Annotated in this window: 15 protein-coding genes; 5 read left to right on the top strand and 10 right to left on the bottom strand. The window is 41.7% G+C overall.

What is annotated here, in order from left to right; translation table 11 throughout:
• Window positions 1-69 precede the first annotated feature (69 nt).
• Together NXR94_RS11540 and NXR94_RS11535 are read left to right on the top strand one after the other, a co-directional pair.
• The gene (locus NXR94_RS11540) at window positions 70-1,287 is read left to right on the top strand and encodes a glycosyltransferase family 4 protein (protein ID WP_258104785.1); all 1,218 of its coding nucleotides are present in this window, start codon (window positions 70-72) and stop codon (window positions 1,285-1,287) included.
• Window positions 1,284-2,957, top strand: coding sequence for a hypothetical protein (locus NXR94_RS11535; protein ID WP_258104784.1), 1,674 nt, complete (start codon window positions 1,284-1,286; stop codon window positions 2,955-2,957). Before NXR94_RS11540 ends, NXR94_RS11535 begins: the two co-directional genes overlap by 4 nt.
• Window positions 2,958-2,990: 33 nt before the next feature.
• Here NXR94_RS11535 and NXR94_RS11530 read toward each other — a convergent pair whose 3' ends face one another.
• The gene (locus NXR94_RS11530) at window positions 2,991-3,704 is read right to left on the bottom strand and encodes a DUF998 domain-containing protein (protein ID WP_258104783.1); all 714 of its coding nucleotides are present in this window, start codon (window positions 3,702-3,704) and stop codon (window positions 2,991-2,993) included.
• A 238-nt stretch (window positions 3,705-3,942) separates the two neighbouring features.
• Window positions 3,943-4,959, bottom strand: a complete 1,017-nt coding sequence (locus tag NXR94_RS11525; protein ID WP_258104782.1) for a pirin family protein — start codon at window positions 4,957-4,959, stop codon at window positions 3,943-3,945.
• 374 nt (window positions 4,960-5,333) lie between these two features.
• Here NXR94_RS11525 and NXR94_RS11520 point away from each other — a divergent pair, with 374 nt between their 5' ends.
• From NXR94_RS11520 to alr, 3 genes are all read left to right on the top strand, one after another.
• Window positions 5,334-6,557, top strand: a complete 1,224-nt coding sequence (locus tag NXR94_RS11520; protein ID WP_258104781.1) for an acetyl-CoA carboxylase biotin carboxylase subunit family protein — start codon at window positions 5,334-5,336, stop codon at window positions 6,555-6,557.
• Window positions 6,558-6,632: 75 nt separating this feature from the next.
• The gene (locus NXR94_RS11515) at window positions 6,633-8,621 is read left to right on the top strand and encodes a hypothetical protein (RefSeq protein WP_258104780.1); all 1,989 of its coding nucleotides are present in this window, start codon (window positions 6,633-6,635) and stop codon (window positions 8,619-8,621) included.
• Window positions 8,615-9,772, top strand: coding sequence for an alanine racemase (alr, locus tag NXR94_RS11510; protein ID WP_258104779.1), 1,158 nt, complete (start codon window positions 8,615-8,617; stop codon window positions 9,770-9,772). The genes NXR94_RS11515 and alr overlap by 7 nt, the downstream gene beginning before the upstream one ends.
• Window positions 9,773-9,774: 2 nt before the next feature.
• On the opposite strand, the gene NXR94_RS11505 is transcribed toward alr, so the two are convergent.
• The 8 genes from NXR94_RS11505 to coaBC all read right to left on the bottom strand — a co-directional run bounded on the left by NXR94_RS11505 (window position 9,775) and on the right by coaBC (window position 17,803).
• The gene (locus tag NXR94_RS11505; RefSeq protein WP_258104778.1) at window positions 9,775-10,128 is read right to left on the bottom strand and encodes a DUF4260 domain-containing protein; all 354 of its coding nucleotides are present in this window, start codon (window positions 10,126-10,128) and stop codon (window positions 9,775-9,777) included.
• Window positions 10,129-10,189: 61 nt separating this feature from the next.
• Window positions 10,190-11,788, bottom strand: a complete 1,599-nt coding sequence (locus NXR94_RS11500) for a hypothetical protein (RefSeq protein ID WP_258104777.1) — start codon at window positions 11,786-11,788, stop codon at window positions 10,190-10,192.
• A 177-nt stretch (window positions 11,789-11,965) separates the two neighbouring features.
• Complete coding sequence (gene ispE, locus NXR94_RS11495; protein ID WP_258104776.1) at window positions 11,966-12,760, bottom strand: 4-(cytidine 5'-diphospho)-2-C-methyl-D-erythritol kinase; 795 nt, start codon at window positions 12,758-12,760, stop codon at window positions 11,966-11,968.
• Window positions 12,761-12,877: 117 nt separating this feature from the next.
• On the bottom strand, window positions 12,878-13,690 hold the full coding sequence (locus NXR94_RS11490) for an enoyl-ACP reductase (RefSeq protein ID WP_258104775.1): 813 nt from the start codon (window positions 13,688-13,690) through the stop codon (window positions 12,878-12,880).
• 137 nt (window positions 13,691-13,827) lie between these two features.
• Window positions 13,828-15,483, bottom strand: coding sequence for a DNA repair protein RecN (gene recN, locus NXR94_RS11485; RefSeq protein ID WP_258104774.1), 1,656 nt, complete (start codon window positions 15,481-15,483; stop codon window positions 13,828-13,830).
• A gap of 1 nt (window position 15,484) precedes the next feature.
• Window positions 15,485-15,706 carry a hypothetical protein gene (locus tag NXR94_RS11480; protein WP_258104773.1) on the bottom strand — a complete coding sequence of 74 codons (222 nt, stop codon included), beginning with the start codon at window positions 15,704-15,706 and terminating at the stop codon, window positions 15,485-15,487.
• A complete protein-coding gene (locus NXR94_RS11475) occupies window positions 15,706-16,608 on the bottom strand; it encodes a DUF4835 family protein (RefSeq protein WP_258104772.1) in 903 nt (300 codons plus the stop codon). The genes NXR94_RS11480 and NXR94_RS11475 overlap by 1 nt, the downstream gene beginning before the upstream one ends.
• On the bottom strand, window positions 16,601-17,803 hold the full coding sequence (gene coaBC / locus NXR94_RS11470; protein WP_258104771.1) for a bifunctional phosphopantothenoylcysteine decarboxylase/phosphopantothenate--cysteine ligase CoaBC: 1,203 nt from the start codon (window positions 17,801-17,803) through the stop codon (window positions 16,601-16,603). Before coaBC ends, NXR94_RS11475 begins: the two co-directional genes overlap by 8 nt.
• Window positions 17,804-17,812: the final 9 nt, after the last annotated feature.

Raw genomic sequence — 17,812 nt, 5'->3', positions numbered from 1 at the left:
CCTGATATTTGCGCACTCAAATTGCAAATACCATGCAATCATTGACGGATAAAAAGTGGAAATGGTTGTATGGGAAAAGGAATAAATGTTTTGGAAAAATCGCTGGAGATTTTAGTTATTTCACATAAATACCCGCCGTCAATTGGTGGTATGCAGAAGCAATGTTATGAGTTGGTGGAGGGCTTGTCAAAAAAAACCAAAGTACACCGGTTAATACAAACTGAAGGTGTCTCCAAACTGTTATTCTTTCTTACGGCGGTTTCAAAAGCCAGGAAAATACTCAAGGCGAATCCGGAGATTTCTCTGATCTATGTCAATGATGGGTTGATGGCCTTTGTACTTACAAAGCTCCTGAGAGGTCTGCAAGTTCCAATTGTTGTCACGATACACGGACTGGATATTGTTTTTCCAATGCAGTTTTATCAGCGTTGGGTTAAGTCAAAGCTATCAAAATATGATGCCGTAGTTGCAGTCAGCGATGCCACGCAAAAGGAATGTTTGATTCGTGGACTAAACTCTGAAAGGGTGCACATGGTCAAAAATGGTTTTGAGTTACCATCTGGGGATAAGGTCTCTCATGATACCATTATTGCCAAGCTGAAGTCCGACTATGACTTTGACCCTGAAAATAAGCGCATTATTGTGTCTATTGGAAGGGGCGTTCGAAGAAAGGGCTTTTCCTGGTTTGTTAGAAATGTATTGACTCAATTGCCTGATGATGTTTGCTACCTGATTGTAGGGCCGCCAGCCAATACGGGTTTGATTAAGACGTTGAGATTCATCCTTCCAAAAAGGTTGTTCGATTTTCTCGTGCTTTTTGCTGGTTTGGCTGTTGATGAGGTCGAAATCGTTGATGCCATCAAAGAATTTAAGCTCTCTGATCGTGTTAGGAGAGTCAGTCATTTATCCAATGAAGAATTGACCCAGTTGATACAACTAGCGGATATTTCTGTGATGCCAAATGTGAAGGTGGAAGGTGATTTTGAAGGTTTTGGATTAGTCGCATTGGAAGCCGCATCGAATGCCACCATGTGTGTTGCTGCAGGAATAGAGGGTATTACCACAGCAATTGAGGACGGAGTGAATGGCATATTACTTCCGTCAGGAGATGATGAGCTTTGGGTAAAGCGACTGGAGGGATTACTCGATGACGAAGACAAACTCAATGAAATGTCGATGACCTTTCAACAAAACACCTTGAAACAAAGCTATTCGTGGGGTCAGATGGTGGAGGAGTATTATGATATCTTTAAACAGGTGGCTCAAAAAGGAAGAACGGTAAAATGATGAATCATATCGGAATATTTGGTTCTAATGAGCAATTGGAGGTTTCAGGTCCTATAGACTCAATTAAAATGTCATTTTTAGGAACTGATCCGAATATTGATGATGCAATAAGTTTTCTAGATGGGTTAGCGGCACAAGAGACTGCTACTATTGTGATGTCTGATCAATTGTGGTTGTCTAAAGTTAGCTGGCCTGATCAAGATGCCTATAAAAGTGACATCACGTTCGCGGCATCCTCGGCATTTCATTATGATGATGAGGCGCTGAGGTACTATTTCTGGAAGTTCTACCCCAGGGGGGAAACGCCATATCATTACCTGAATGCCTCATTCATCGCGGGTAAGGCAGGAGCTTTAGTAGCCATGTTTAAGCTTATCAAAGCTGAATACCCGGAAGAGTACTCCTGGCACGATCTCCTTACCCGGTTCTATGTTGATTATTTGCTTAAGGCAACTTCCTTTGACTACCATGTTGAAATCGATAGAACTCAACAGCTCGTAGGAGATGCCTCTGGCCAACTTTGTGCGTACAAATGGCCGATGTTATCATGGATTCAAAGAGACTTATTTGTTCGATTTGAGAGCAAACAATTTGAAGGAAATGAATTTCTAAGAAATAAGCCATTTGGTGTTCGCACAGTAAAGGGAGGTAATCCGACCATCAAGAAATTAAAGACCAGCCCATCAATTTGGATTGTTCCCAGTGATAGTAAACATCAGGCGTCGGTTTTAGATTATCTAAAAGGAAAGAAAAATAGTAAAACACTGAGGGTATGGTTGGGATCATTCGAGGCCTATGTAAAATCATTTTGGTTATTCCTGTTTGCCTGGGTGATCAATAGAGGTACGACCAGTCCTTATCGGATATTTAGGTATGCAGCCAATGCCAACCCTGAATGGAAACGAGTTATGGCGCTTTTCCTGGGGCATCTTCAGAAGAGGGAGGGTTTCACTTTTGCTCATTTCAATGACGGAGAGCTTACTTTTATTAAAAAATATTTATCCGGAGACCATGCAGAGACATGGTTTGGAAGACGCCAGCAGAAATACAATAAGCTGCTTGGTCAGCGACTTACCGAAGCCTTAAAACTGGATCAGCCAAGGCATTATGTTGGGGTGCCCTGCGGGACAAGCCATCCTAAATTGAGACAGTTGGCAGATTCGCTTGTCGAAGGTCAGAAGAATATTGTACCTGCAATGTCATTGCACCATAATCCACGCTTCTTCCCGAATATCATCAACTACATGAAGGATAGGGAATGCTTCTTTATCAAAAATGAGTATCAGGATTTGACCATATTTGAGAAGCTGGGAGTGAACATCAAAAAGGAAAATCAGGTAATTGTTCCATTTAAAAATTCGTACCTCCAATATGATGAACTAAAGGAGATGGAGTTTCCTGACGGAGGGATCGTTATTCTTATTTGTGGCATGCTGGCTAAGATCATCATACCGGTTTGGTTCGAGAATAACCCGAACACCACATTCATTGCATTAGGCTCATCAATGGATGATTTCATTCAGCGAACCAATACTAAATTCAGACTATTCCCGAAGGAAGGATTACCACTTACCTGCAATATTCAACCGACCAAGTTTTTTGCCTTCGGATGGAAAAAGGAATGTCCGGAATGCTGGACTATGGAAAAGGATTTTGATTGGCCTAAGTAATTTCAGGAGTAGGTGGGAAGAGAAGATAAAATCTTACTTGGCTCTGATTGGTTTCTTAATAGTCTCTCTGAAAACGCTAAGTTTTTTTGCTTTCTTAAAGGGTCTTATCAAGGTTTGTAAAATCCCTTTCATCAAATCGAAGGTAGGTCGCTTGCGGTCCTTCAGAATGATTTCACCTTTTACCAACCAGGAAAAGCCAAAAGCGAAAAGGGCAATAGTCTCCAACCAAAAGATAGGTTTCAAACCTTGCAATGCAGGGAATGTAAACTTCCAGGTGATCATGTAAAAGGCAATCAAGATGGTAGAAGCAACCATTATGATGGCACAAACTTGATAAATTAGATTTCGTATCCTTTTTCTGGGGGTAGTCCACCGCCTCGATTTGGTAAATTGAAAATAGGACAGGTAGGCAAGCGTGATCAGGAACCCGGCCGCTGAAACTAAATGAATTACACCGCGAACTCCTTGATTGATCCCTTCCGAAACACAAGCAGTAAAGGGTGGTCTAATAGAGGTTGGGAAAAAGGCTACCCCCAAAGCAAAAACTCCAGCAGTTATACTGAGCACCTGGTCTATTCGGCCGTATCCTTTATAGCTCATAAGCAACATGCTCACCAGGCATATCCAACCTACGAATAGATCTCTCATATTGGTGTAATAGTAGCTGCTAATGGCGTTTTGAATTTCCGCACAACCACCTTTAAGGATAGAGCCGAAAACAAGAACAACAGGGAAGAATATGCTCATAATTCCAATACACCTCCTCAAGGCTGGGAGGGAGATGACAAAAGACGAATGTCGTCTGGAAAGCATGTTACCCTTCAGGCTCATAAACGGTATGGTTTCTTAATTGACAAGGGTGTTAGAGCCAGCGCAGATTATACCGGTCTTAAATTGTAACATTGTGGGATAAAGAATGTTTCCCTTGAGGAAATCATTTCTTTAATTTATTACAATTTTTATTCATGTAGTCGGTCCTACGACATTATTTTTCTTCGACTCTACCATCCGCATGGATCGCAAACCGACCTTTTTTCGGGTCATGAACCTGATCACGTCGTGGCCATGGCCACCCACCAAACTCAGTTTTTTGATAGTCATTAAAGACCTGCTGAATCTCATCCCGCGAATTGGTAACGAACGGGCCGTAGGTAAACACCGGTTCTGATATGGGCTGGCCCTGAAGTAACAAGATATGTGCCTCTTGCTGACCATTTTTTATCATTAAGGGCTCCTCAGGATGGTGTTCAATCATATGATTGACTTTAACTACTTCATCATCAAAGCTGGCTTCATCTCCTTTGAAAAAATAAAGGGACCGGTTAGAACCAGCTTTTCCTGTTGGAAGCTCCCAGGTGGCGCCAGGGTCCATTTTTATAACCCAGATATTTACATCATTATCCGGATTCGCAGCCCAGGAGTCCGGAGCAGGACTCGGGGCAGGAGTGGCTTCTATTTTCCCGGCTACCAGTGTGACTTCAGTCTTTAAGTTTTGGTCATCTGTAAAGCTGAGTTTTGGAATGGTTTCACTCCAAAGCATTGCAAAATGTGGATCAGTTTTCTTTTTGGATCGAGGCAGGTTTAACCATATCTGAAAAAGTAAGAACGGATTCGGTTGCTCACTTTTGAGAAGAGGGAACATTTCCGAATGTTGCACGCCTTTTCCAGCAGTCATCCATTGCACATCACCATTGCCAAAACGTCCGGCCGCCCCAAGAGAATCCGCATGATCAACCAAACCCATTTGAACGATCGTGACTGTTTCAAATCCACAATGAGGGTGGGAAGGAAAGCCGGGAACTGTAGAACCATGATACATATTCCATCCATCGATGCCCTGAAAATCCTGACCTATGTTCCGACCAGCCAGTGAAGGTTTTGGCCCCATGTTTTCATTGCCTTCTGGGTAATTGTCCTCGTGGTAGGCACAAAAAAGAAATGGGTCCTGAGTGCTCCAGGGGAAACTTAGCGGCTTGATTGACTTAATGGCGTACTTACTCATTTTTATAGCGTTTAATGGGCAACAATCAAATATGGCAAGTTGTTCTCTGATGCTACTTGAATTACAAAGTTTTTCTTAATGAATCAATCAAGAAGGAAACAGCGAATTGAAATATTTATGAACGAGTAAGCTTAAACATTCACACTGTTATTTTATAAATAAAGGTGTGACGATTTCATTATTCTAAGAAATCACTGTACTCAGCTAATGGATTGACATTTTATGAAACATTGTTGGTGCCCCTGCCTTATAACTAATAGATGTTTGCATCTGATACAGGCAAAGTATGTCCATCGCTATTATCCATACATATGGTGTCGATGGGATTGTCTGTCTTCTTAAACCGATTTCAAAACCTAAAATCTTGATTAATCATGGCTAAATGTTTCGCATTGATAGGGTGGAGTTTGCCCGTAATTGAAAGTATGCAAAAGCTTGGAAAACCATATGTAGTGGTTTCATTACCTGACTTTGAGCCTTATGCTAATGAAAATGATATTCCTTTTGTACCATATCAGCTTGATGAGTGGAGTGATACCTCTAATTCATTGGACCTTTTAGAACAGCTAAAGCCATTTGATGTGGATGTTGCTGTACCCCTTTATGAGGAGACTGTAGAGTGGGCTGGGGCCTTAAACTCGATATATCGTGGAGATCCACGTGTTTTAAATCGTGCATTCCTTTTTAGAAATAAAGCCATGATGAAAAGAAAGGCTCTGATTGGAGGCCTTCGTGTTGGCCTTTTTGAGGAAGTCTACAATAAAGAGGGTGTAAAGGCTTTCATGAAGCGATTGAATCAGGCCAATCTCCAGTTGGAAGGAGAAGAGGATAGCTGGGTGCACATTAAGCCATTTGCTTCCGCAGGAACAGTAGGGCATAGGCTACTTAAATCTATGTCCGATATAGATGACAAATGTGAAGATGGAGATTTTCCATGCTTGGCAGAAAGCCACCTTCCGGGACGAGAATTTTCATGTGAGGCTTTTATTCATAAGGGAAAGATCAGGTTTTTGAATATCACTGAGTATGTCAAACTCGGTTTCTCGAACTTCATTCCTGAAGGTCGATACCTGGAAAGCAAGAGGGATCTTATCCATAAGCATGTTCAGAAGTTGGTTGATATATTCGGCATTGAATACGGAATGGTTCACCCGGAGTGGTTTCTTACGGAAAATGATGAATTGAATTTCGGTGAAACTGCTTGTAGGATCCCGGGAGGACATATTCTGGAATTGTGCTCTAAATCATACGAGTTTGACGCGCTGGCTGCTTTTGTCGTAAGCCATGACCCAAATGCCACTGAGGAAGAACTCAATGCTATTTTCCCTGACGACAGTTTCAAACCAAGAAATTATCATGGAAATGTGATGATATATCCACACAAACGAAGGTTTTCCAAACTGGAAATTCCGGAAGAACTGAATAATGAGCCATATTTTGTGGAGCATACCCTGGTACCGCCATTGGAAGGTCAAAAATTGGATGCGGATAGGGACGGATTTGGAAATCACTTTGGAACCATCAATTTCAAAGGGGAAGATCCTGATCGCATGACGGAGCTACTGAAGCATTATCAAACAGTGGATTTCTATGTCTAATTGAAATCATGTTTCGAGGGGATTTCCGATCGGAAATCCCCATTTTAGCTTAATCAATAATTGATAACCTACTTCATGCAGGAAATAACCGATAAGGTATTTGATAACTTTGATCAGAGTCTGAGGGATTTTGTCGACTCTGCGGAAATTACCAAGCAAGATAAAGCCACTAAACTCACGAGTCAGGTTGATGTGCTTAGTTTGACTAGAAACGGACTTTCTCATCTTTACAGTAAAAGTGCTGTGCTAGATGAAGCCGGTATTTTTAAAGGCACTGCCTGGGATGAGCCTGATAAATTGATCCCGTTTTTTGTTAAAGGAACCCTAAAGGCAGGGCATCCTTCCTCCAGCTTTGAGATCCTCTCAGAGCTAAGATTACTGGGATATGCCACAGGTGTCAATACAAGCTCCAAAATATCACAGGAAGAGGCACAGGATTTCTTAGAGGAAGTGATGGTCCATAATCTTGAATTTGCTTTGCGGGAACCTTCTGAGGAGACCAGGTCTATTATGTCAGACCGGGAAATGAAGAAGGCCTTCAACCTTTTCAGTTTTATCATGACGGAAATAGATCTCAGTGGAGTCTATGGAAAGTTGGTTGAAGAGATAAGGCTAAAATGTGCTCAGCGCCCAATATTGACCAGGAAGACCCGGGAATTGATTAGTCTGGTAAATCACCGTTTTGATACAAGTGGAAATTCTGAGGTGGATCGTGAGATGCGGACTTTTATTAATGCTATTTATGCACCTTCAGAGGGAAGTGTCAAGTGCCCTGATTATGCCTCCTATCAGAAATTCGTTGATCAGTCTGATCAACGTACTTTGGCAGAGGAAGCTCATGCAATGGGCGAGCTGATGAATGAGACGGGTTTGGTGAGCGGATATCATGCCATTCTTCTAAGAAGGCTCGTAAACGACTATAAGGACCTGGTGCCACTTTGTCTTGATCTCAATGACCGCGGTATTGCTGAGTGGGAGAAGTTCAACGAACTTGTTTCAAATATTATCCAGGAAACGGTAAGCACAGATAATTGTCAATGCATTTATGGTCTGACCCGGATGTTGGGAGCTAATCTTTTTTCCAGGCGTCCGGTGCGCGTAGGACTGGAGAATCTTCGCAAAATAAAGATCAACAGTCAGGTCGAAAAACGGATTGAAAAATCTCTGATTAATCCGGATGCGGAGGTAACCATTTTACAATACTTGATTGGAGGTACCATTAAGGTATTGGGGCAGCCCTTGGGGGTTGGGCAAGGAAATAATCCAACCTGCCAATCTGCACGAGGTATTAGCATGTGGAGCCAGCATTCACCTGCCAAGCTGATCGACATGATCATTACTGTAGCTACTCAGAACAACCTAATGATGCGGTTTGAAAACCAGGACCTGGTATCCAATCATCTTGGGAAAGGTCTGGTAGATAAGCTGGATTATAATCTGGATGTGGTGTCCGTGCTGCTGGTGCCTCACCTGGATAAAATCTATAACGAGATGATGAAACGGTCTTATGGAAGGGCAGATGATCCACATAAATGGGTCAACCCAGCAATGTATGGACAGTGGATTCAAATAGGATTTGCTTCTTGTTACGACTATCTCAGTAACTCAATTCTGGATTTTGAAGGATTCTTAAGAATCTTTTACGCTGCTTTTCATCTCGATTATAATGGACATCATGAGATGGTATATCCAAATCCTGTGGGCATCTTCATCACGAGTAACAAAGGGGATATGGTGGGTTTTCATGCCGTTTCATTGCTACGTGTCAATAAAGATGATGAGGGAGTTATGCGAGCTTATTTTTTAAATCCGAACAATGAAGGGAGACAAGACTGGGGTCAGGAGATAAGGCCCTCTGTTCATGGTAGTGGGGAAAAGCCCGGTGAGTCATCACTTCCATTTCACCAATTTGCAGCAAGAGTTTATGCCTTTCATTACAATTGCCTGGAAATAAAAGACAGGCTAAACATAGTACCCCTAGAACTGTTAAAAAAAGTAGAAGACCTGGCCCACTCATCGTGGGGTAAGTCATATGTTTGGAACCAACAAACCAAATTATGGTAAGGCACTCCTCCAGAATTGAACTAAGTCAATCCTCCCTGTCAAAAAACATCAATTTTATTCGAAAAAAGGTTGGGCAGGGGGTCAGGATATCCTCGGTCGTAAAGGCTAACGCCTATGGGCATGGCATTGACCAATTTGTTAAAATGGCTGAGAAGGCGGGAGTGGATCATTTTGCTACTGCATCTGCATTTGAGGCGGAAGAAGTGCTTCAAGTGAAGTCACCGGATTCTGACGTCATGATAATGGGTATTCTGTATGATGAGGATATTGAATGGGCCATTGAACATGGAATTGAATTTTATGTGTTCAATTATGATCGTTTACCCTTAGTGCTTGAAAAAGCAAAAAGGCTTGAAAAACAGGCCAAAGTACATATAGAAGTGGAAACCGGTGCAAATCGTACAGGGTTACCGGCTAAAGAGTTCAGCAAAACATTATCCTTTCTTAAAAAGAACTCAGGTTCAGTGAAATTTATTGGACTCTGTACTCATTTTGGAGGAGCGGAAAGTTTCGCCAACCTATTTAAAATTGAATCGCAGCATAACCGATACAAAGAGTTTTTAAAGCAATGCAAACAGAAAAAGGTGCAGCCTGAGATTAGGCACATCGCCTGTTCTGCCGCTGCTCTTGCCTATAAGGATACCGTATATGATATGGTGCGAATTGGGGTTGCTCAATATGGTTTTTGGCCAAGTCCGGATATCTATTATACCCACCTTCAGGAGACGGGTAGTCGTTCTGATGGTGCATTGAAGCGCATATTTACATGGAAGACCGATGTCATGGATATTCGCAATGTGGATGCCGGTGAGTTCATTGGGTATGGTACCGCTTATCAGGCTACTCAAGATATGAGAGTGGCTGTAATGCCGCTTGGGTACTCAAACGGTTATCCACGTGCACAATCCAACAGAGGATTTGTCTTAATTAAGGGCAAGAAAGCTCCCATTGTAGGATTGATAAACATGAACCTGTTTATGGTGGATATCTCTCATATTGATGAGGTAGAAGTAGGAGATGAGGTTGTTTTGGTCGGAAGACAGAAGAACAACACGATCAATATTAGCTCATTCACTCAGGTTACACAGCTACTCAATAATGAGATGCTGAGTCGGTTGCCCGCTGCAATTCCCAGAAAGATCGTTAAATAGATTTAGTTCTTTCCGATCTGGCCAAGGTGTGTATGTTTGAAGCTGTCGGTGTATTTAAGGCCGTATCCCAATACACGATCCAGGGCAGCATGCCCTATAATAATGATCCCGGTAAGCTCCACCCAGGGAATGGCCAAACTCCACCCAAGGATTAGCAGTACAATACCCAGACCTTTATGATGAAACAGGTTGTAAGTATAGGCACCTATAGTAGTGTTAAAAGCATACCCAATCATTCCAACATCCGGCGTGAGAATCAAAGCAATATACCACCACCAGTCAAAATGGGTTTGATTAAAGAAATAAATCGAGAGCCCAAATAAGGCGGCTTCTTCTAGTTGGAGTATTCTTTTCATGTTACAAGTTTTGAACATTAAAAAGGCATCCACTTTTGAATGAATGCCTTTTGTATTGGGTTTACTTGAATACGATTTTTGCGAACTGATGGTTCTTCCTTTTTTGTCCGAAGAGCACCAGTTCATCTCCGGACACCTGCTCACAAACCTTTGGTCTTGTGATTACTTCAGCATCTTTGGTGCTGAAGAGTGAGCTCTTGTTTACATTCCCGTTTGAGTCCACCTCTACCAGAACTACCATAGAATTCTTTCCTCCTGTGTAGTTAAAAGTCCGATCTCCCGGGTCAGTAATGTTCTTAGGGTGATCGTTGAAAATGAAATACATTTTGTCCTTTACGATGGCCGAGGTATAAGATGAAAAGTGTCCTCCGTCATTCGCAGTAGATTGAGATTTGGCGATTTTTTGTGCCCATTCAATTTCTCCTTTCGGAGAGACATTAATGACGATAATATCATTGTAATTATAATAATAGGTGGTCACATAAGTTACCCCGCCGGTTCCTGTACTAATTGGCGTGGTAACAACGGTAATATAGTATTGCTCTCCAACCAAAACAGCGCCTCCATCCTCACGAATAATAATGTCATCAAGGTCATATTGATATAGCTCAACCTCTTTACCCTTTTTTGCCTTTTTCTCAACTTTTTCCTCTTGACGTTCTGTCATATTTTGGGTAATAAAATCCATATCAAACTCCTTGAAACTGGAAGTCGTAATGAGTTTTGATTTGCTATTGACCTTGATAAAATAGGTGCCTTTAATGCTGTAGGTGCCTTCATTAGAATAGAATCCAGCACAAATGATGTCACGATTATCATCGATGGAGATTTGCATGTCTGTGAGGAATTTGCCCTCAAGCTTGATTGGGTAGGAGTCGAAGCCACCATCCTTCATATAATAGCTTAGAATCTCATAGTTGTAGTTAGGCTCTCCTTTACGCTTTGCTTTTCTTTTTTCTTTGTATACCACACCGAGAATATGCACATTCCCCTTATTATCTATTTTGTAGTCCTCAATCTCATATAGACCCTCTTCATAAGGGAGGGTGATTTCCTTCTTCCACAGTTCGTTCATTTGTTGATCGAGAACATGAAATCCAAATTTTTCATTCTCGGTCTTTTCGTACGGCAAGTTGTAGTAAGCTAAAACTTTGGAACTGTCTCTGGATAGCCTTAACCTGAAATTGCCTGCATTAGATTTGAAATTCCCTTCGTAGCTCACCTCACCAATTTTCTTAAAATCCTTATTAGGGGTAAGGGTGTTTTTGTTGATACTTTGTACCATCAAGGTGTTCATTTTATCGCTTTGATCCTTGTAGGAGGTAAACAGGAAAAGCTGTCCATTTAACTGGATGATGTGTTCATAATCTGTTTTATCACCCTCATATTCCAGTACAAGCTCTGAAGACCGATCCAGGTTCATTTTAGTGTTGTAATGTTCGAGGGTGATAATTCTTCTTGTAACTGAGAGGAGGCCAATTCCGAATGTTCTTGTTTCAGTTTTAATGGCATAAAACCCAGTCTGGTCATAAGCTACAATATCACTTAAGGTAGATCGCTTGGATACTTTCATGGGGTTACCCCATTCAATGTCTGTTGTTTGGCTAAAGGTCCTGAATGTAAGGAGTAGCGCAATTAAGACTAGGAATGATTTGTTCATAATGTTAGTAAATTGGATTAAAGGTTTTGAAACTAATAGGGTTGAGGAAATTAGTTTGTCGCGGTCGTTGGAATTTAGAAGTGAGCTCCAGTTAACGGTGAAAAATTCGGTTATTTATATTGCCGGGTAAAATATGAATTTTTTTAGACAACGTTGAGGTTATTTTATAGTGATCAATCAGTCTAAAGGAAAATAGGCATCACATTGAAGTTGAGGAGCTTCATTTTCAAATATTCCAAACACGCATGACCCAGAACCACTCATAGCGGAGTAAACCGCCCCGTGAGTGTAGAAATCCTCTTTGATTTGTTTAATTGCCGGATGATTGGAGAAAATGGATGACTCAAAATCATTGATCAAATTCTCCCTCCAGTAAGAAAGGGGTTGGTTGATGATTTCAGTAATGGGTTGAGCCGGTTTTTGCGGGTTTATGCCGGCATAAGCTTCCCAAGTAGAGACATGAATTCGTGGATGTGTTAGAGCTATGAACATTCCTTTTAAACTGACATTAACAGGGGAGAAGTCAGTACCGGTGCCAGTAGCAAAAGCTGGCTGGTTCTGGATAAAAAATGGGCAGTCACTGCCCAATTTCCCTGAGAGGGTTTCAAGTTTTTGAGTTGAAAGCTTTAGGGCAAAAAGTTCATTAAGTAGTTTCAATGTATAAGCACCGTCTGAAGAACCACCACCCAGACCGGCACCCATAGGGATTACTTTATGTAAATAGATGCTTACCGGTGGCAGATCGAATTCCTCCTTGAGTAAGTAATAGGCCTTCAGGCAAAGGTTGCTATCTGCATTTCCGGGTATACTTAATCCGGAAGGATTGAAGGTTAGTTGGTCCGATGGAATAATCTCCAATACGTCGGTCCATGGAACAGGATAAAAGCAGGTCTCAATATTGTGATATCCGTCTGTTCTTTTGGATACAACATTCAGTCCAAGGTTGATTTTTGCATTTGGGAAACAAATCACTTTATTGAGGTTTTTATCTGTCCATAAAAATGAAAAAGTCCGTGATAATAACCACGGACTTGTAAGCTTATAATTTCAAGTCGTCTTATTTAAACAACCTTGATCGAATCAATAGAATTATTTACCCATCTGCTCGATGATCTCCTCCGAGATACCGGTCATTGAGTAGCCACCATCGTGAAACAAGTTCTGCATAGTGACCATTTTGCTTAAGTCTGAGAATAAGAAAATGCAGTAGTTGGCACAATCCGCTGCAGAAGCATTTCCAAGTGGGGACATTTTATCTGCAAAATCAAAGAATGAATCAAAACCACCGATACCTGATCCTGCGGTCGTCTTTGTAGGAGATTGAGAAATTGTGTTTACACGAACGTTTTTAGCTTTTCCTAGTCTGTAACCAAAACCTCTGGCGATAGACTCCAATACCGCTTTGGCATCAGCCATATCTGTGTAGAATGGATAGGTTCTTTGAGCCGCAATATAAGAAAGTCCAACAACTGAACCCCACTCACTCAAGGCATCTTGTTTTTCGGCAACAGCCATCATTTTATGAAATGAAAGTGCAGAAACATCTATGGATTTTTGGTACCAATCGTAGTTGAGTTCACCATATGATTTTCCTTTACGAATGTTTGGTGACATACCAATAGAGTGAAGAACGAAATCAATTTTGCCTCCAAGTACCTCTGTGGATTTAGAGAATAAATTTTCCAATTCTTCAACCGAAGTAGCATCAGCCGGGATGATTTCACTGCCGGTTTTTTCCGCCAGCTCATTGATCGCTCCCATTCTCATCGCGATTGGCGCATTAGTTAAGGTGAAAGTCGCACCTTCTTCATGTGCTCTTTCTGCTACGTGCCAAGCGATAGAGTTTTTATCCAAAGCTCCAGATATGATTCCTCTTTTTCCTTTAAGTAAGTTATTGGACATTTTATGTTTTATTTTTTACGGCCCAAAAATAGGTCAATTCGCGTAAACGCTCCAACCGATTTTTTTATTAGCAAACAAAGAAATCGTTTAAACATCGCGGATGTAAATTGAAGGACGATTTATCCTATGGGAAAGGGCTACTTTACCCCGAGTAGCTCTTTTGCGCTTTGCAGGGCGTGGTCTCCCGGTTGATTTCCACCAATCATTTTAGCTATTTCAAGAACACGTTCGCTGTTCTGCAGCCTTTTGATCTTACTTACAGATTTATCGGCTGAGTGATCCTTATAAACAAAATAATGTGCATCGCCTCCGGCTGCAAATTGAGGTAAATGGCTAATAGAAATAACCTGATGGCTTTGAGCCATTTCCTTCATCATATTGATCATCTGGAGGGCCACTTCACCTGAAACGCCAGTGTCAATTTCATCAAATATGATGGTTGGGAGAGAGGTTTTATTGGCAATCAAATACTTCACCGCGAAGATCAGTCTGGAAAATTCACCGCCTGAAGCTACACTTTTCAATCCTTTTGGAGTGACACCCTTATTGGCTGAGAAGAGCATTTCTACCAGATCCAGCCCATGGGATGATGCCTGAACGCGCCCAATTTGAAAGCTAATTTGAGCGTTTTCTATTCCTAATTGATGTACGATACTTTCAATTTCTGACGCAAAGACTGGTGCATGAGTGTCTCGTGACTTTGAGAGGTTTTCTCCTATTTCTAGTAAGACCTGCTCTGCCCCGTCAAGAGCTGACTTTGCTTTGGAAATATCCGCATCAAGGTTTAGGACAGATTCGAGCTCAGCACCTATACGGTCTCTGATTTCGATAAGCTCGGAGATCGTTCTTACCTGATGCTTTTGCTGTAACCGGAAAATTAAGTCCAGTCTTTCCTTAACAATTTGTATTCTTTCAGGGTCGAACTCAATCGCGTCTTGTTCCCGTGATACTTCACTGGCAAGATCCTTTAGTTCTATGCTACAGCTCTCTAACCTCTCGAAAAGTGCTTCAAGGGAGTGAGAATACTTTTTGATAGAAGAGAGGGCAGAAGTGGCCTCTTTGAGCTGATTAAGAACAGAGAAGTCTGCTTCGTCGAGAAGTTGTGTCAACTGTGACAGATTGAGCTTAATATCTTCGGCATGTTCCAGTAGCTCTAGTTCTTGCTCTAATTGCTCTTGTTCATCCTCAGTTAATTGGGCTTCTTCTAATTCATTAAAGAGGAACTGTTGGTAGTCCTGATCTGTTGCACTTTTCTCTGCCCTGAATTTCAGATCTTCATAATGTCTTTGTGCCTCCTTAAACTGTTGGAACGCCTGATGATACCCTTCCTTAATTTCATGATTCCCGGCAAAAAGGTCAAGAATATCTCTTTGATAGGAGTTATTGGCAAGGTGCAGTGAATCGTGCTGAGAATGGATGTCAATCAGATAAACACCAAGTGATTTCATGATGTCCAGTGTCACTGGGGTGTCATTGATGAAGCCCCTGGATTTTCCTGCAGGAGAAATTTCTCTTCTGATGATGCATTCTTTTTCGTAGTCCAGATCATTCTCATCAAAGAAGCTTTGTAGGGAATAACTTGAAATATCAAAGATTCCTTCAACCACACATTTGTCATCCTCAGAGAACAGGGCCTTGGTATCTGCTCTATTTCCCAGAAGCAACCCGATAGCTCCCAGCATAATGGATTTACCGGCACCAGTTTCACCGGTGATAATATTCAGTTTAGAAGATGGGGACATCTCCAACTGTTGAATTAATGCGTAATTGTTGATAGAAAGGGATTGGATCATATCAGGAAACTACCTTTTCATCGGCCCAAATTTCTTCGATTTGGCTCAAAGGTAATTGCAACTTATGACCTCTGGTATTTTTGACTTTTAAATTCTTGTCTTTGAATTCTAAAGGTACGGCCAGAACGACACTACCAGTTTTTAAAATGAAATTTAACAGCTGCCCTGACCCAACAAACTGAATGACCTGACTTGTCTTAATCCTGATTTGCTTTTTGCTCATTAGTCCAGCATTTTCTTGAATACCTCGGTACGCGCAGGGTCAATTCCTCGAAGAATGTCATAGGCCTGTTTCTTTTCGGTTGGTGTGCCTTCCTTAAAGATTTCCGTTAATTCCTCTGCTTTTGAATCTAGAAAAGTAATCGTTGCAATAGCCCTTGGGCGACTCCTGTTACTAGTCTGAAGCAGGGTCAAGGCCTGGAGAATGTTTGTTCTTGATTGTTCAGGTTCAGTTCCAAAGAGGTCGAGTCCCTTTAAGTGATATAAATACAAACCTCTTCTCAGTGGTTCGAAGGTTGAATTGAGTAGGTTTTCATTTAACCAGTACCTGTTTCTCACGCTGTTAAATTGATTCCAGCCGATATAATTGCTGCTCTGAGCATTGTTGACGATCTGATTAGCGATTTGGTGAAACCTCGTTCCGCCCAGTTCACTAAAAGTATCATAGTCATAGGCGATGATGGTATAAGCATAGTAGGCCAGGAGAGAGGTGATATTGTTACTAAAAGTGTTTTCGTTGAACTGAAGGGGCTGATTGGGCTGATATTCAAAAAGCCAGTCTCGATCCGCAAAATTGAAAACCACGGTTTGATAATCAGTACCATAAACCGGACGTGATGATAGCACCTGAACAGAAGCAGCGAATAGTCCTGCTGCCGGTTGCGTTTCTTTTGGGTCCAGAGTTAAAATAATATTGCAGTTAATCCTTTCTTCAACGGAAAACTCATCATCAGTCCATTTGCGATCATTTACAAACTGGGTAAATGCGATTTCCATTTCTTCGAAAATCTGTCGTTCCTGGTACTGGATTTGTTGAGCATTGATTATGACCTTACAGTTAAGCTCTTGAGCGAAGCTCAAAAAGGAAAGGCCAATCAATAATGTTGAAGTGAGGTATCTATGCATTTGTTTTTGAGTAAATGATCTCTGCCAGATCACTGGCAACTTCTTCTTTTCTTTTTAACTCAAAATGGTATTCTTTATTATCCTTATCAAAGATAGTGACCTTGTTGGTGTCATGAGCAAAGCCGGCACCTTCTTGTCTGAGTGAATTAAGGACAATCAAATCGAAATTTTTACTCTTTAACTTGTTCTGAGCATTAACCGCTTCATTGTCTGTTTCCAATGCAAACCCTACATTGAATTGCCTGGTTTTTTGCTGCCCAAGTTCCCTGGCAATATCAGGGTTTTGAATCAGGTTAATGGTAATTCCTTCCTCTTTTTGTTTTTTGATTTTGCTATCAGCGACAACTTCCGGTCTAAAATCAGCCACCGCAGCAGTAAAAATGGCAATATCTGAAGTTGAATAGGCTGCATTAGCCGCAGTGAACATTTCCACAGCTGACGACACCTTTTTTACCTGGATGTTTGGGTGAATAGGGTAGAGAGTTACCGGACCCGAAACGAAGGTAACCTGTGCACCGCGTGACGCCATCTCAATAGCAATAGCTTTTCCCATTTTTCCTGTGGAATGGTTGCCAATAAACCTTACGGGATCGATGGCTTCCTGGGTAGGTCCGGAGGTGATAAGGACAGTTTTTCCTTCAAAACTGTGAGCTTTCTTAAAATGATCTTTTATCGACTCAAGGATATCTTCAGGTTCAGTCAGGCGTCCTTCACCGTGCAAGCCACTTGCAAGCTCTCCGCTCTGCGCTTCGATGACAATATTTCCGAAACCGCGAAGTATCTCAAGGTTTTGTTTAGTGGAGTCATGTAGGTACATGTCCAGGTCCATAGCCGGACATACCATAACGGGACACTTGGCCGAAAGGTACGTAGCCAACACAAGGTTGTCGCATCGACCAGTAGCCATCTTGCCCAAAGTGTTGGCGCTTAGGGGAGCAACGACCATGAGGTCAGCCCATAAAGCTAAATCCACATGATTGTTCCATTCTCCGGCATTGTTCTTTACAAACTCGCTGAGTGCTGGCTTTTTAGATAGGGTGGATAACGTGAGGGGAGTAATGAAGCCCTTCGAGCTTTCGGTCATGACGACCTGTACTTCAGCGCCTTCCTTGATAAGTAAGCGCACAAAAAAAGCGGCTTTGTACGCTGCAATTGAGCCACAAACCGCTAATAAGATTTTCTTTCCAGCCAACATGGCGGATGA

Origin of the sequence: Marinoscillum sp. MHG1-6, from assembly GCF_024714475.1 — a bacterium.
In the GTDB taxonomy this organism is placed as follows: Bacteria; Bacteroidota; Bacteroidia; order Cytophagales; family Cyclobacteriaceae; genus JAMZMI01.
This window is presented reverse-complemented; position numbering and strand designations above follow the sequence as displayed.

Bases quoted from the DNA above. Each gene is read 5' to 3' on its own strand.
- NXR94_RS11530 (WP_258104783.1), bottom strand. From the start codon at position 3,704: ATGAGCATATTCTTCCCTGTTGTTCTTGTTTTCGGCTCTATCCTTAAA.
- NXR94_RS11525 (WP_258104782.1), bottom strand. From the start codon at position 4,959: ATGAGTAAGTACGCCATTAAGTCAATCAAGCCGCTAAGTTTCCCCTGG.
- NXR94_RS11520 (WP_258104781.1), top strand. From the start codon at position 5,334: ATGGCTAAATGTTTCGCATTGATAGGGTGGAGTTTGCCCGTAATTGAA.
- NXR94_RS11500 (WP_258104777.1), bottom strand. From the start codon at position 11,788: ATGAACAAATCATTCCTAGTCTTAATTGCGCTACTCCTTACATTCAGG.
- NXR94_RS11480 (WP_258104773.1), bottom strand. From the start codon at position 15,706: ATGAGCAAAAAGCAAATCAGGATTAAGACAAGTCAGGTCATTCAGTTT.
- alr (WP_258104779.1), top strand. From the start codon at position 8,615: ATGGTAAGGCACTCCTCCAGAATTGAACTAAGTCAATCCTCCCTGTCA.
- NXR94_RS11505 (WP_258104778.1), bottom strand. From the start codon at position 10,128: ATGAAAAGAATACTCCAACTAGAAGAAGCCGCCTTATTTGGGCTCTCG.
- NXR94_RS11535 (WP_258104784.1), top strand. From the start codon at position 1,284: ATGATGAATCATATCGGAATATTTGGTTCTAATGAGCAATTGGAGGTT.
- NXR94_RS11540 (WP_258104785.1), top strand. From the start codon at position 70: ATGGGAAAAGGAATAAATGTTTTGGAAAAATCGCTGGAGATTTTAGTT.
- NXR94_RS11490 (WP_258104775.1), bottom strand. From the start codon at position 13,690: ATGTCCAATAACTTACTTAAAGGAAAAAGAGGAATCATATCTGGAGCT.
- NXR94_RS11475 (WP_258104772.1), bottom strand. From the start codon at position 16,608: ATGCATAGATACCTCACTTCAACATTATTGATTGGCCTTTCCTTTTTG.
- coaBC (WP_258104771.1), bottom strand. From the start codon at position 17,803: ATGTTGGCTGGAAAGAAAATCTTATTAGCGGTTTGTGGCTCAATTGCA.
- recN (WP_258104774.1), bottom strand. From the start codon at position 15,483: ATGATCCAATCCCTTTCTATCAACAATTACGCATTAATTCAACAGTTG.
- NXR94_RS11515 (WP_258104780.1), top strand. From the start codon at position 6,633: ATGCAGGAAATAACCGATAAGGTATTTGATAACTTTGATCAGAGTCTG.